Raw genomic sequence first — 14,305 nt, 5'->3', positions numbered from 1 at the left:
CGCCTTCCAGTAGCGGTATGCGCGTCACAGAGGGGCAGGTCACCGTCGAGGTACCGGAGCAGGCCGACGCCGGCAAGGGCGAGAACGTCTTTTTCAACCCCGTTCAGGAGCTGAACCGCGACCTGACGATCGCCACGCTGCGGGCCTTCCGCGAGCGCGAGCCCCGCGCCGAGCACTATCTCGACGCGACGGCGGCCAGTGGCGTCCGCGGCGTCCGGGCCGCCGCCGACGGCTGGGAGGCGACGCTGTGTGACGTGGATCCCGACGCCGTTGCCCTCTGTGAACGGAACCTCGACCGCAACGACCTCTCGGGGACGGTCCGCCACGAGGACGCCAACGTCGCGATGCACAGCGATCCCTGGGACGTGGTCGACATCGACCCCTTCGGGACGCCCATCCCCTTCGCCGACGCCGCCTTTCAGGGGACCCGCGATCTCGTCTGCGTGACCGCGACCGACACCGCACCGCTCTGTGGCGCACACTTCGAGAGCGGCGTCAGGAGCTACAGCGCCGTTCCCCGAAACACGGAGTACCACGCCGAGATGGGGATGCGGATCCTGCTCGGTGCGATGGTCCGGACCGCCGCCCGCTACGACGTGGCCGCTCGCCCGATCCTCAGCCACGCGACCAAGCACTACGCCCGGACGTACCTCGAACTGGACCACGGCGCGACCGTGGCCAACCGCGCCCTCGACGAGATCGGCCACGTCTACCACTGCCAGCAGTGTCTCTACCGGACCCACGAGGCGGGGCTCCACGCCGACGCGCCCGACGCCTGCCCGAACTGCGGCCAGCACCTCCAGACCGCCGGCCCGCTCTGGCTGGGTGGGACCTGCGAGCCCGACTTCGCCGCGGCCGTGAGCGAGTACCTCACCGAGGACATGGGGACGGCCGAGCAGGCCGCCGAGCTGCTGGCGACGCTCGCTGCGGAACTCCCGACGCCGACTCACTACGACCAGCACCGTCTGTGCAAGCGCTGGGGCGTCGGCGCGCCCGCGATGGACGACTTTCTGGACGCGCTGCGGGCGGCCGGACACGACGCGTCACGCACTCACTACGGCGGCACGACGTTCAAGACCGCCGCCGACGTGACCGAAATCAGGGACGCCACGGTCGACTCTTTCTAGGCCAGCGTCTCGACGAATCGCGTCACGAGCGAGTAGCCGGCGTGGTACACCGGCCGGAGAAAGTAGTTGACCATGCCGACGAACCCGAGCAGGCCGCCGACCGTCTGGATCTCCGCGGGCGTCGCCCCGAAGACGAACGCGCTCGCGGCCGCTGCCAGTGCCGGCCCGATCCAGAGGTCTCGAACGTAGCGGTCGAGGTCCTGGCCGAGTCGCCGACCGGGCCGGGGGAGGCGCTCTCTGCCCGCGGCGAGCGTGACAGCGATCAGCGTCAGTACCGCCACCAGTGGGACGCCACCGCCGATGCCGGCGAGGCTGGCTCCGATCAGGAGCACGCTGGCGACGAGCAAGAGCGCGGTCGCCTCCATCGCTCGCTCGTCGAACACGCGTTGCATGTCCGGCCGAAGGAGGGCCCCCACAATATGGGTTCCGCCTCCCGGGCCGGCGGCCACGAGAATCTGGACCGGCAGCTACAACAGGCCGCCGCCCACATCGGTCCAACGATGACAGCCGACGACGGGGAGACGCCCCCACCGGACGCGGGTGACGGGGACGACGCCGACAGCACGCCGTCGAGCGAGCGCCACGCGGCTGGCAGCGGCGGCGAGACGCCCCCGCCCGACGATCCCGCGCGGCGGGACAATCCGACACAGGAAGAACTCGACGAACTGCGCGCCGAACTGGAGTCGTTCCGCGAGGACGTCGAGGACCGGACGCTCCATCGCGACGAGGTCAAAGACGACCTCCGCCGGTACGTTCGCCGCGAACTCCGGCGGGGCCACGCCCGTGGCTGGGGGCCGTATCTCGTCTTGCTGTACGGCACCGCCATGACCCTCGGTGCCTTCTACTACCTCCAAGACCAGGGTCTGTGGGCCGTGCTGGCGATGATCGTGATCTGGCTCTCGACGCTCGGGCTCTACGTCGTGATGCTCGTCACCGGTCTGGGGATCGGTGCCGCGGGCATCCCGCGACGCCTGCTCGATCGGCTGCGGGGCTGACCGTGCGCGCCATCGGCGTCACCGAGTGGCTCGGCGAGGCCCTCGGTCCCGCGGTCGTTCCCTTCGCCGTGGTGACCCAGCTCGGTGACCTCTGGTTTCTCACAGTCGTCGTGGGGCTGCTCTACTGGTTCGGTCGGTCCACGCCACAGGTCGGCGCGGGCGTCGACCGCGAGCGGGCGGCGACGGTCGTGGCGCTCCTGTTCGGGACCGTCGCGTTGCTCACGACGCTCAAGCCGCTGTTCGGCCTGGCCCGGCCGCCGGACGCGGGCGTGGCTCCCCAGGCCGCGCTCGTCCCGGCGGCCCTGGAGGGGGTGTACGCGTGGCTGGCGACCGGCGACGGCTTCGGCTTCCCCAGCGGCCACGCGCTGGGGACGACAGTCGTCTTCGGCGGGCTCGCGTGGGCCGTCCGCGTGGGTCCCCTCCGGCGACGCGCCGCGCTCGCCGCCGGCCTCGTCGCGCTCGTCTCCCTCTCTCGGCTCGCGCTCGGCGTCCACTACCTCGTCGACGTACTCGCCGGGGCGGGGCTGGGTCTCGCGTATCTCCTCGTCGTGGTGGGTGTCCTGGGGACGCCCCAACGGGCCTTCGGCCTCGCGACGGCAGTGGCGCTGCTCGGCCTCACGGTCGTGGGCCTCCATCCGGAACTGGTCGCCACCGTCGGGCTGTGTGTCGGCGGGACGGCGGCCTGGCTGATCGCTGGCGATCGCCTCCTGGCGCTTTCGGATACCCGTCGTGGCGGTGTCCTCGCTACGCTCCTCGGCCTCGCGGTCGCGGGGCCGGCGCTCGCGGTGACCGGCCTGCTGGCCCCGTCGGTCCCGCTCGCGCTGGCGGGTGGACTGGTCGGCGGCGTCGTCACCGTGGCGGCACCGCTGGTCGGTCACGGCGTCGATAAAAAAGGCGCGTAGTCGGCGGTCGTCGCGGGCCTGTGCTTGCTCTCGCCGGCCCGTCCGAAGCGACGGTCGACGAGACGACTGGGTGCCGTGGCCTCATACTGCCGGCTGTACCTTCGTGACGATCTTCGCCACCCCGAGGTGGCGAAATCGTTCACAGATGTACAGTCGGTCGTATCAGAACTTCTCGAGGTAGCGGTCGAGCTCCCAGTCGGAGACGTCGACGCGGAACTCGTCGTACTCCTGGGTCTTGGCGTCGACGAAGTTCTCGTAGACGTGCTGGCCCAGCGCGTCCTGGACGACCTCGTCGTCTTCGAGTGCGTCGACGGCCTCGCCGAGGTTCGACGGCAGCGTGGTGATGCCGTACTCCTCGCGCTTTGCCTCGTCGAACTCGTAGATGTTCTCGCGGACGGGGTCGTCACAGTCCAGTTCCTTCTCGATGCCGTCCAGCCCGGCGTGGATGAGCGCCGCGAAGGCGAGATACGGGTTACAGGACGGGTCGGGGAAGCGGGCCTCGATCCGGCTGGCCGCGGGCGTGCGGGCCGCGGGCTTGCGGATCAGCGCCGAGCGGTTGCGGTCGGACCAGGCGACGTAGACGGGTGCCTCGTAGCCCGGGACGAGTCGCTTGTAGGAGTTGACCGTCGGGTTCGACACCGCGGCGATGGCCTCGGCGTGTTCGAGGATGCCGGCGGTGAACTGCTTTGCCGTCTCCGAGAGGTCGAACTCGTCGTCTTCGTCGTGGAACGCGTTCTCGCCGTCTTCGAACAGCGAGAAGTGCGTGTGCATCCCCGAGCCGTTGATCTTCGGGATCGGCTTGGGCATGAACGTCGCGTGCAGGTCGTGTTCGGCCGCGATGGCGCGAACGACCGCACGGAACGTGGCGACGTTGTCGGCCGTGCTCAGCGCGTCGTCGTAGGTGAAGTTGATCTCGTGCTGGCCCTCGGCGACCTCGTGGTGGGAGGCTTCGATGTCGAAGCCCATCTCTTCGAGGCCGAAGATGATGTCACGGCGCACGTCGGACGCGAGGTCCTTGGGGGCGAGGTCGAAGTAGCCACCGGCGTCGTTGGTCTTGGTCGTCGCACGTCCCTCTTCGTCTTCCTCGAACAGGAAGAACTCCGGCTCGGGGGCCGCGTTGACCGTGTACCCCATCTCCTCGGCGCGCTGGATGGCGCGCTTGAGGACGCCACGCGGGTCGCCAGCGAAGGGCTCGCCAGTCGAGGTGTCGATGACGTCACAGATGAGGCGCGCCGCGGCACTCTCGTCGTCGTTGCGCCACGGGAGCACGGAGAACGTCTCCGGGTCCGGGTCCAGGCGCATGTCCGACTCCTGGATGCGGACGAAGCCGTTGATCGAGGAGCCGTCGAAGTAGATGCCCTCGGTGAAGGCCTTCTCTGCCTGATCGGCCGGCACGGAGACGTTCTTGATCGTCCCCAGAATGTCTGTAAACTGCAGGCGCAGGAAGTCGACGTTCTTCTCTTCGATCTCTTCCAGTACGTCTTGTGCTTCCGCCGAGAGTTCGCTTGTCATTTTTGGACACCCGAGAGGAACACTGCTATCACTAAAATCCTGCTGCTTTGCGCAAAGCTTCCGGGCCTACGGGAAGGAATTGTATATTCGTAAAATTCTAATCCCTGGGGATCGTTCCACGATGTAATGACGTACGAAAATTTGGACCGGAAGCTAGTGAATGAACTTCTGGGCGACGGGCGGGCCAGCCTGCGGAGCCTCGCCGAGGACCTCGACGTCTCGGTCACCACCGTCTCCAACCACCTCTCAGATCTGGAAGACCAGGGCATCATCCAGGGGTACACGCCGAAAGTCGACTACGACGAACTGGGCTACGACGTGACCGCCATCGTCCAGCTCAAGGTCGAGGGCTCCTCGCTGCCCGAGGTTACGGAGTCGCTCCGAGAACACAAACAGATGATCTCCGTCTACGAGGTCACCGGCGACTACGACATCATCGCGGTCGGGAAGTTCTCCGACACCGACGGCATGAACGCCCAGATCAAGGAGCTGCTGACCGACCCCGAGATCAAGGAGTCCAACACCAGCGTCGTGCTCAACGCCGCCAGCGAACACGAGCAGTTCGACCTCGAACTCGAGGAGTAAGCGGCCGTCGCCGTCGCGGTTCGGCCCTCGCGAAATCGATATCCAAACATTCTTGACTGAATGGTCAGTTAATAGCTGTAATGACAGTTACCGCCCAGCCCCCGGTCCCTCCCTCGCAGTCCCCATCGTCGCCCAGACGGGGAGTGATCGGGACGTGACGCTACTCGACGAACTGCGGCGTGCCTTCTCCGTGGTCTTTCGGGGCCCGGAAGAGCTGGAGCTGACCAGCGGCTCGATCGGGACGCCGCTCTTTTTCCTCTCCTTGCCGATCATCATCACGAACCTCCTGCAGGTCGCGTACAACCTCGCCGACACCTTCTGGCTCGGCCAGTACAGCACCGAGGCGCTGGCGGCGATCTCCTTTGCCTTCCCGATGGTCTTTTTCCTCATCTCGCTGGCCATGGGGATCTCCGTGGCCGGCAGCGTCCTCGTGGCCCAGTACACGGGCGCGGACGAACCCGAGAAGGCCCAGTACGCGGCCTCCCAGACGGTGACCTTCGCCGTGCTGGCGTCCGTCTTCTTCGGCGTCACCGGCTACTTCTTCATCGAGGACTTCCTGCGGTTCGTCGGCGCTTCGGAGTCGGTGCTGCCCGGCGCGACGGCGTACCTGCAGGTGATGGCACTGGGACTGGCCTTCCTCTTTGGCTTCCTCGTGTTCATCTCGCTGATGCGGGGCGCTGGCGACACCGTGACCCCGATGCTCGTGATGTTCGGGACAGTCGTGCTCAACGTCGTGTTGGACCCGTTCCTCATCTTCGGGTGGACGCTTGTCGAGTCCGCGCCGGTGGTCGGTACGATCGCCTTCCCGGAGCTTGGCGTACAGGGAGCGGCGATCGCGACGATCTTCTCCCGCGGGGTGGCGATGGCCGTCGGCCTCGCCATCATGCTCTCGGGGACCCGCGGCGTCAAGATCTCCCCCAGCGAGATGGTCCCAGACCCCGCCTACGTCCGCAAGCTGTTGCGCATCGGCGTGCCCGCCTCCGTCGAGGGGACCGGCCGCTCGATCTCGGTCAACCTGATGCTGATCGTCGTCGGCACGTTCTCGACGCCGGTCGTCGCCGCCTTCGGCGTCGGCACCCGGATCTTCTCGCTGATCTTCATGCCCGCCATCGCCGTCGACCGCGGCGTCGAGACGATGACCGGCCAGAACATCGGCGCAGACAAGCCCGAACGGGCAAACACCGCCAACCACTTCGCCGCGAAGGCCTCCTTCCTCATCCTCGCCGCGGTCGGCGTCGTCGTCTTCTTCACCGCCCCGACGATCGTCAACGTGTTCAGCCCCGACCAGGAGGTCGTCCGCATCGGGGCGGAGTTCCTCCGCTGGGTCGCCCCGACCTTCGGCTTCATCGGCGTCGTCAGGTCCTACTCCGGGGGCTTCCGTGGCTCGGGCAAGACGCTCACCGCCGCCGCGCTGGCGATCCTGATGCTCGGGTTCATCCGCCTGCCGGTGTCGTGGGTCGCGTCCCGCGTCGTCGACGTTTCGACTCTCTCGCTTTCGGTGCCCGGATTCGGCACCTTCACGACCGACATCCTCGCGGGGACGCTGGTGGCCGACGCCTTCGCGTACTCGCTTGGCTCTCGGGGGATCTGGCTCGGCTTCGCCGTTTCGAACCTCCTCGCGGCGGTCCTCGCGTGGGCGTGGTTCTCGCGGGGCACCTGGCGCGAGGCCGACCTCACCGACGAGCCCACCGCCGCCGTGGCCGACGACTGACGGCCACTGCCCGGTTCTGTGTTCGTGTGGGCAGCGACCGCCAGCGACCGATGATGCTCCCGGCGTGGGGATTATAGTCACAGATCACTAACCCACGGCCGTGAACACGCGTACCGGGGCGCTCGACGCGGTTGTCTTCGGTGTCGACATCCAGAGTGGCGACGTGCGCGGGGACGCACCCTCCTACGCGCTGGTCGTGTTCGACGGCGAGGCAATCGAGCGCGACGTGGTGAGTCTCCGCAAGCTCCGGCGGCTGATCGACGACGTGGAGCCGTCGATCGTCGCGACGGACAACATGTACGAACTGGCCGAGGACAAGGACGCGCTCGTCCACTTCCTCGGGACCCTCCCCGACGAGACCACGCTCGTTCAGGTGACCGGTGCCGAGCAGCCCGAACCCCTCTCTCGGGTGGCGTCTCGCCACGGGGTCCCCTACGGGAAGGAGCCGATGAAAGAGGCGGAAGCGGCCGCACGGCTCGCCGCGGCCAACGTCGGCCAAGAGGTGTCGGCTTTCACCGACACGACCGAGGTGAAGGTCGCCCGCGGTCGCTCGACGGGCGGCGGTGGCGGCTGGTCCGAGGACCGCTACACTCGCCGGATCCACGGCTCGGTCAAGCAGCGCGCTCGCGCGGTCGAGTCGGAACTGGACGACGCCGGCCTCGACTACGAGCGCGAGGTCACCGAGAAGTACGGCGGCTTCTCGCAGGCGCTCTTTACCGTCTCGGCCCGCCCCCAGGACATCCCCGTCTCGCGGATGCGCTCGGGCGACGTGCGCGTCGAGATCGAACGCGAGCGCCGCGACGGGATCGAGTTCCGGCCACTGGCCAAGCGACGCGACCACGTCGTCGTCGGCGTCGATCCCGGGACGACGACGGCCGTCGCGGTCGTGGGACTCGACGGCGAGGTCCTGGACGTGTACTCCTCGCGGACCGTCGACGCCGCGGGCGTCACCGAGTGGATCGTCGAGCGGGGCCGGCCCATCGTCGTCGCGGCGGACGTGACGCCGATGCCAGAGACCGTCGAGAAGCTGCGTCGCTCGTTCAGCGCCGCGGGGTGGACGCCCGACAGCGACCTCGCGATCGACGTGAAACAACACCGCACTCGCGAGGAGGGGTACGACAACGACCACGAGCGCGACGCGATGGCGGCGGCGCTGGGGGCCTACGACGACCACGCCGACCAGTTCGAGCGCATCGCCGAGAAGGTGCCGCCCCGCGAGGACGTGGGCGAGGTGACCGCGCGGGTCGTCGCCGGGGGCGAGTCCGTCGAGAGCGTCCTCGACGATCTGGCCGACGACGGCGGCGACGGCGACGAACAGACCGAACACACGCCCCGCGAACTCACCGAGGAGGAGAAAGAGATCAAACGGCTCCGGGCCCGCGTCGAGCGCCTGGAAGGCCACGTCGACGATCTGGAGGCGACGATCCAGCAGAAAGACGACCAGCTCGCGGAGAAAGAGCGGGAACTCTCACAGGCCCGCAGCGAGGAACGTCGCGAGGTGCGCAAGGACCGCGAGGTCACGCGCCTCCAGCGGGAAAACGAGCGCCTCGAACGCGAACTCGAAGCCGAACGCGAGGACCGCGAGGCCCTCGAATCGAAGCTCGAACGGCTCAAGGGGCTGTGGAAGCTCGACCACTCGAACTTCGCGGACGTGTCGGAGAAACAGGAGGGGCTGGTGTCGGTGAAAGTGATCGAGCAGTTCACCAGCGACGCGATCGCGACCGCCGACGAGGCCGTCGGCCTCGTCGAGGACGACGTGATCTTGCTGCGGGACGCCTCGGGCGCGGGCCGGTCGACCGCCCAGCGGCTGGCAGCGGTGAACCCGCGGATCGTCCTGCGCAACGGCGGGCTCTCGGACGTGGCCGACGAGATCCTCTTCGAGCACGACGTTCCCGTCGCGCCCGCGGAGATGGTGACCGTCCAGGAGGTCGACGAACTCGCGGTGGCTCGCGAACACGAGGTCGAGGCCGCCATCGAGGACTGGGAGGAGCGCGCCGAAGCACGGAAACGGGAGCAAAACGCCGAGCTGGTCGACCAGATCATCAGCGAACACCGCGCGGATCGACCGGAGAGCTAGGGGAGCCCGCCCGCACCGAGGCCGAAGGCAGTCATGAGATTCTTTACCATCCCGTAGACGATCAGTCCGAGACCGGCGACGACGAAGGCGATGCCGGCGGCGACGATGGGTGCCACCCACGCGACCAGCGCGATCCCGCCGAGCATCACGACCACGCCGAGGATCCCGGCGATGCCGAGTTTGTCGAGCATACTCCGACTGGTGCGAGGGAGGGAGGTAAGGGCTGTGGTCCGACTCGACGTTCACACTGCCGGCTGTAACTGTTTCAAGAGATTCGCGACCCCGTGGTCGCGAACATCTTCACAGACTTACAGCCGGCAGTATCAGTACGCGAAGGTCGTCTCCACGTCTCGGGCCGCCTGGACCAGCGCTGCGACGGCCGCCTGGCGCTGGAGCAACTCGATCGTGTTCCCCTCGACGGTGAAGGGGCCGTCCATGACGGCCTCGGCCGCGTCGAGTTCGCCCCGCAACATCGCTTTCCAGGCCTCGTAGGGGCCACGGAGCGCGAAGTCGTAGTCGAACTCCGTCGCGAGTTCCGCGACGGGACACGCCCCGTCGTCGACGACCAGTCGGACGACGATCGGATCGCCGTCGTACGCCTCGTCCGGCGTGATCTCGAAGCGGAAGGTCGCGGCGAAGTCGGCGGCCGCCTCGGCGAAGGCCGGTCGGTCGGCCAGCGCACCGTGCCACTCGGTGACCCACTCGTCGGCGTCCTCGGGCAGCGTCGTACTCATCGCCCGGTCGTAGGCCCAAGGGGAACTTGGGCGTTGCCACTCGCTGGACCGGTCGATTCGGTCAAAACCGTACAAGCCTTAAACCGTTCGCCATCAAAAGGTGGCGTATGAGCGACAACGAAGGCCGCAAGAACCTCCGGATGCCCGAAGACGACGAGGTGTTCGCCATCGTCACGAACATGCTCGGAGCCAACCGCGTGAAAGTACGCTGTATGGACGGCGTCGAACGCACCGCGCGCATCCCCGGGAAGATGCAAAAGCGCATCTGGATCCGGGAAGACGACGTTGTCCTCGTCGAACCGTGGGACTGGCAAGACGAGAAGGCCGACATCACCTGGCGCTACGACAAGCAGGAGGCCGACCAGCTCAAAGAAGAGGGGCACATCCAGGAGTAACGATGGCCACGCACACATGACGCCGCCACCGTTCGGGGGCGACCGATGAGCGACGACGGCGACTTCGGGCTCGTCGACACTGAGGAGGCCGACGGCGTCGGTGACGAGTGGGAGTCGATCGACGTTTCTGACACCGAGGCAGACGAGATCGCGCGGACGCGCGACCGCGAGTTCAGCGAGTTTCGCAAGCGGATCAAGAACACCGAGCAGTTCAAAGTGACGGCGTCGGTGTTCGACGACGCCACGTACGGCGCGCTGTACAAACTGGTCCAGGACGGACACATCGACGCCTTCGGCGGCCCCATCTCGACGGGCAAGGAGGCGAACGTCTACACCGCACTGGCCGGCGACAGCGAGGCACGCAGCGCCTCGGGACAGTCGGGCGGCGACGGGGCACCACGGGACGAGGAGGTCGCGGTCAAGATCTACCGGATCAACGCCTCGGACTTCCGCGACATGCGGGGGTATCTCGACGGCGACCCGCGCTTCGAGGGGATCGGCTCGGACAAGAAGAAGGTCGTCACCGCGTGGGTCCGCAAGGAGTTCGCGAACCTCCAGCGGGCACGTAAGGCCGGCGTCCGCGTGCCCGAACCGATCGCCGTCCAGCGCAACGTACTGGTGATGGAGTACATCGCGACCGAGGACGGCCGTGCCAAGCGGCTCAACGAAGTCCACATCGAGAACCCCGAGACGGCCTTCGAGGTCGTCAGGGAGTACATGCGCCGTCTCTACGACGCGGGGCTCGTCCACGGCGACCTCTCCGAGTACAACATCGTGTTCCACGAGGGTCAGCTCGTCGTCATCGATCTGGGTCAGGCGGTAACGGTCCACCACGGCAACGCGCGGGACTACCTCGAACGGGACTGTGAGAACGTCGCGAACTTCTTCGCACGACAGGGCGTGGACGTGACCGCCGAGGACCTGCTCGCCACGGTCACGCGGGCCGACGAGGCGGCCGACGAGTAGCTGACGGCCACAGACGAACGCTTAACTGTCCGGATACAGTAGCTCGCAACATATTATGCAACACGTGAAGATTCCGCAGGACCGCATCGGCGCACTCATCGGCGAAGGGGGTGAGACCATGCGCGAGATCGAGGACCGAGCCGAAGTTCGCCTCGATATCGACTCCGAATCCGGCTCGGTGGAAGTCGAGTCCGTCGGCGACCCGATCACGGGACTGAAAGGTCCCGACATCGTGAAGGCGATCGGTCGCGGCTTCAACCCCGAGGACGCGCTCGCCCTGCTCGACGACGAGATGATGATGTTCGACGTGGTCGACATCGACGCCGCCTCCCGCAACCAGAACGACTTCACCCGCCAGAAGGGACGCCTCATCGGCGAGGGTGGTCGGACCCGGGAGCTCATGGAGGAACTCACCGGCGCGTCCGTCGTGATCTACGGCTCGACGCTGGGGATCATCGGTGGCCCGGAACAGGTCGACGCCGTCCGTGAGGCCGCCGAGATGCTGCTCGAAGGCGCACCACACGGTTCGGTCTACTCGTTCCTCGAACGCAAGCACAACGAGATGAAACAGAAGGGACTGAACTACCACCAGTTCCACGGCTGACCCCCGCGCCGTTTCTCCCGGTCTCGACTGTGCCCAGCCACAGCGCCGCTACGAGGCTCGCTCGTGGCCGCTCGTAATATCGTATTTAAAACCACCGTGACAAACTTTGTCAAATGCGGGCTGGGCTGTCTCTCCGGCGGTCTGGCTTCCGGGTCCACAATCTTTATATAGAAGCACATTCAATCAATCGGACGTATGAGTCAGCGCCAGATGCAGGGTCAGCCCATGATCGTGCTGGGAGAGGACTCCCAGCGAACCTCCGGAAAGGACGCACAGTCGATGAACATCACGGCCGCACAGGCCGTCGCGGAGGCCGTACGGACGACACTCGGCCCGAAGGGCATGGACAAGATGCTCGTCGACGACTCCGGCGGCGTCGTCGTCACAAACGACGGTGTCACCATCCTCGACGAGATGGACATCGAGCACCCCGCGGCCAACATGATCGTCGAAGTCGCCCAGACCCAGGAAGACGAGGTCGGCGACGGCACGACGACCGCGGTCGTCATCTCCGGTGAACTTCTCTCGGAAGCCGAGGACCTCATCGACCAGGACATCCACGCCTCCATCCTGGCACAGGGGTACCGCCAGGCCGCCGAGAAGGCAAAGGAGATCCTCGAAGAGCAGGCCATCGAGGTCGGCCCCGAGGACACCGAGATGCTCGAGAAGGTCGCCGCGACGGCGATGACCGGCAAGGGCGCAGAGTCCTCCAAGGACGTCCTCGCCGATCTCGTCGTTCGCGCCGCACAGTCCGTCGCAGACGACGGCGAGGTCGACACCGACAACATCCAGCTCGAGGTCGTCGTCGGTGGCTCCACCGACGAGTCCGAGCTCGTCGAGGGCGTCATCATCGACAAGGAGCGCGTCCACGACAACATGCCCTACGCCGTCGAGGACGCCGACATCGCGCTGCTCGACACCGCGATCGAGGTCCCCGAGACCGAACTCGACACCGAAGTCAACGTCACCGACCCGGACCAGCTCCAGCAGTTCCTCGACCAGGAAGAGGAACAGCTCAAAGAGATGGTCGACGACCTCAAAGCGGCCGGTGCCGACGTCGTCGTCGCCCAGAAGGGCATCGACGACATGGCCCAGCACTACCTCGCACAGGAGGGCATCCTCGGCGTCCGCCGTGCGAAGAAGTCCACGATCAAGGCCCTCTCGCGCTCGACCGGCGCTCGCATCGTCTCGAACATCGCCGACGTGACCGAGGACGACCTCGGCTTCGCGGGCTCGGTCGCACAGAAGGACGTGGCCGGCGACGAGCGCATCTTCGTCGAGGACGTCGACGAGGCCAAGTCCGTCACGATGATCCTCCGCGGTGGCACCGAACACGTCGCCGACGAGGTCGAGCGCGCCATCGAGGACTCGCTCGGCGTCGTCGCCGCCACGCTGGAGGACGGCAAGGTCCTGCCCGGCGGCGGTGCCCCCGAGACACAGCTCGCACTCGGTCTGCGTGACCACGCCGACTCCGTCGGTGGCCGCGAGCAGCTGGCCGTCGAGGCCTTCGCCGACGCCATCGATGTCGTCCCGCGCACGCTCGCCGAGAACGCCGGTCTCGACCCGATCGACTCGCTGGTCGACCTGCGCAGCAAGCACGACGGCGGCGCGACCACGTCCGGTCTCGACGCCTACACTGGCGAAGTCGTCGACATGACCGAGGACGGCGTCGTCGAGCCCCTCCGCGTCAAGACCCAGGCCATCGAGTCCGCCACCGAGGCGGCCGTGATGATCCTGCGCATCGACGACGTGATCGCTGCCGGCGACCTCAAGGGTGGCGGCAGCGACGACGACGAGGACGACGCACCCGGCGGCCCCGGCGGCGCGCCCGGCGGAATGGGCGGCGGCATGGGCGGCATGGGCGGCGGCATGGGCGGCATGATGTAAAACGACCGTTTTCCGCTTCGCACGCGCCTTCGGCGCACCACTCGCGCAAAAACGTCCTCAGAAGTCGAAGACTTCTGATGGGCTGCGATAGAGCTCCGCTCTATCGAACGTCGATGAAAAAGGCCGAGCGCTTCGCGCTCGGTGAATCGCTCGAACGAGCAGTCCGAAGGACCCGCTCGTTCGCGCGAATGCTCGCGGTATGCTTGCTTTCACTTTCACCCCGGCAGGACGATGTATTTATACAGTCGTTCTGAAACAATCGGTGTATGCAGTCGCCACTCGAAATTACAGACGAGGAGCAGTACTGGCTCCGCAGCCGGGACGTGAGCGACTCGCCGACGGTCGCTGGCGACGTCTATTTTTCGGAGTACGATATCGCCCGCGCTGACGAGACGACCGTCGAAGCCCTCCCGCCAGCAGACAGCGACACTGTTCGGGGGATCGACCGCGAGGCACTCGATCAGGACTTGCTCACCGGTAAGTGGCAGATCACGGGGTCGCCAGAGCGGGTCGAAGACCTGTTTCCGAAGCTCGTCGCCGACGCCGAGGACGGGATCGTCTGGGCGGTCAAGGCCATGACGACGTTCGGCTTCGAGAACCTCTCTATGTACGACGAGTACCTCCTGACTGTCTACACGCCGAATTACTTCGACCGTGCGGACATTCACCGCGTCAGGGACTACCTCCGCAGGGAGTACGGTGAGAACGGGGAGCTGTACTACAAGCCCGACATCTACACGAAGAAGGGAATCGACGCGACCACGGTCGCGGAGTTCGGGCTCTCGGCTCCCGCACGATACGTCGAGTGAG

15 protein-coding genes are annotated in these 14,305 nt (G+C 66.8%); 11 read left to right on the top strand and 4 right to left on the bottom strand.

All coding sequences use genetic code 11. The features are described 5' to 3' along the window. Positions 1-17: 17 nt before the first annotated feature. Entirely contained in the window at positions 18-1,127 is a 1,110-nt protein-coding gene (locus ACAH01_RS00225) for a tRNA (guanine(26)-N(2))-dimethyltransferase (RefSeq protein WP_372479851.1), read from the top strand. Here ACAH01_RS00225 and ACAH01_RS00220 read toward each other — a convergent pair. Continuing rightward, complete coding sequence (locus ACAH01_RS00220; RefSeq protein WP_170093145.1) at positions 1,124-1,519, bottom strand: hypothetical protein; 396 nt, start codon at positions 1,517-1,519, stop codon at positions 1,124-1,126. The two genes, ACAH01_RS00225 and ACAH01_RS00220, sit on opposite strands and share 4 nt — an antisense overlap. 27 nt (positions 1,520-1,546) lie before the next feature. On the opposite strand from ACAH01_RS00220, the gene ACAH01_RS00215 reads away from it, so the two are divergent. Beyond that, positions 1,547-2,122, top strand: a complete 576-nt coding sequence (locus ACAH01_RS00215; protein WP_170093146.1) for a ribonuclease BN — start codon at positions 1,547-1,549, stop codon at positions 2,120-2,122. A 2-nt stretch (positions 2,123-2,124) separates the two neighbouring features. Beyond that, complete coding sequence (locus ACAH01_RS00210) at positions 2,125-3,024, top strand: phosphatase PAP2 family protein (protein WP_372479850.1); 900 nt, start codon at positions 2,125-2,127, stop codon at positions 3,022-3,024. A 162-nt stretch (positions 3,025-3,186) separates the two neighbouring features. On the opposite strand, the gene glnA is transcribed toward ACAH01_RS00210, so the two are convergent. Then, complete coding sequence (glnA, locus tag ACAH01_RS00205; RefSeq protein ID WP_170093148.1) at positions 3,187-4,536, bottom strand: type I glutamate--ammonia ligase; 1,350 nt, start codon at positions 4,534-4,536, stop codon at positions 3,187-3,189. Between the two features lie 126 nt (positions 4,537-4,662). Here glnA and lrp point away from each other — a divergent pair, with 126 nt between their 5' ends. The 3 genes from lrp (at position 4,663) to ACAH01_RS00190 (ending at position 8,909) form a co-directional block, all read left to right on the top strand. After that, the gene (gene lrp, locus ACAH01_RS00200; RefSeq protein ID WP_170093149.1) at positions 4,663-5,121 is read left to right on the top strand and encodes an HTH-type transcriptional regulator Lrp; all 459 of its coding nucleotides are present in this window, start codon (positions 4,663-4,665) and stop codon (positions 5,119-5,121) included. Positions 5,122-5,275: 154 nt separating this feature from the next. Further along, positions 5,276-6,832 carry an MATE family efflux transporter gene (locus ACAH01_RS00195; RefSeq protein WP_372479848.1) on the top strand — a complete coding sequence of 519 codons (1,557 nt, stop codon included), beginning with the start codon at positions 5,276-5,278 and terminating at the stop codon, positions 6,830-6,832. Positions 6,833-6,932: 100 nt separating this feature from the next. Next, positions 6,933-8,909 (top strand): DUF460 domain-containing protein, encoded by a 1,977-nt coding sequence (locus ACAH01_RS00190; protein ID WP_372479847.1) that lies wholly within the window; start codon positions 6,933-6,935, stop codon positions 8,907-8,909. Here the strand turns inward: ACAH01_RS00190 and ACAH01_RS00185 are convergent. Together ACAH01_RS00185 and ACAH01_RS00180 are read right to left on the bottom strand one after the other, a co-directional pair. Next, complete coding sequence (locus ACAH01_RS00185; RefSeq protein ID WP_153554781.1) at positions 8,906-9,100, bottom strand: hypothetical protein; 195 nt, start codon at positions 9,098-9,100, stop codon at positions 8,906-8,908. The two genes, ACAH01_RS00190 and ACAH01_RS00185, sit on opposite strands and share 4 nt — an antisense overlap. A gap of 132 nt (positions 9,101-9,232) precedes the next feature. Beyond that, on the bottom strand, positions 9,233-9,643 hold the full coding sequence (locus ACAH01_RS00180; protein ID WP_153554780.1) for an SCP2 sterol-binding domain-containing protein: 411 nt from the start codon (positions 9,641-9,643) through the stop codon (positions 9,233-9,235). A 107-nt stretch (positions 9,644-9,750) separates the two neighbouring features. Here ACAH01_RS00180 and eif1A point away from each other — a divergent pair, with 107 nt between their 5' ends. The 5 genes from eif1A to ACAH01_RS00155 all read left to right on the top strand — a co-directional run bounded on the left by eif1A (position 9,751) and on the right by ACAH01_RS00155 (position 14,304). Further along, positions 9,751-10,038 (top strand): translation initiation factor eIF-1A, encoded by a 288-nt coding sequence (eif1A, locus tag ACAH01_RS00175; RefSeq protein WP_015761681.1) that lies wholly within the window; start codon positions 9,751-9,753, stop codon positions 10,036-10,038. A 45-nt stretch (positions 10,039-10,083) separates the two neighbouring features. Further along, positions 10,084-11,004, top strand: coding sequence for a serine/threonine-protein kinase Rio1 (gene rio1 / locus ACAH01_RS00170; RefSeq protein WP_170093152.1), 921 nt, complete (start codon positions 10,084-10,086; stop codon positions 11,002-11,004). A 55-nt stretch (positions 11,005-11,059) separates the two neighbouring features. After that, the gene (locus tag ACAH01_RS00165; RefSeq protein ID WP_153554778.1) at positions 11,060-11,608 is read left to right on the top strand and encodes a KH domain-containing protein; all 549 of its coding nucleotides are present in this window, start codon (positions 11,060-11,062) and stop codon (positions 11,606-11,608) included. A gap of 210 nt (positions 11,609-11,818) precedes the next feature. After that, positions 11,819-13,495 (top strand): thermosome subunit alpha, encoded by a 1,677-nt coding sequence (gene thsA / locus ACAH01_RS00160; protein WP_170095316.1) that lies wholly within the window; start codon positions 11,819-11,821, stop codon positions 13,493-13,495. Between the two features lie 266 nt (positions 13,496-13,761). Beyond that, positions 13,762-14,304, top strand: coding sequence for a putative phosphothreonine lyase domain-containg protein (locus ACAH01_RS00155; protein ID WP_372479845.1), 543 nt, complete (start codon positions 13,762-13,764; stop codon positions 14,302-14,304). Position 14,305: the final 1 nt, after the last annotated feature.

The organism is Halomicrobium sp. HM KBTZ05 (assembly GCF_041530035.1).
Lineage (GTDB): Archaea > Halobacteriota > Halobacteria > Halobacteriales > Haloarculaceae > Halomicrobium.
Note: the sequence above shows the minus strand (reverse complement) of the source record. Positions and strands in the feature narration are given on the sequence as shown.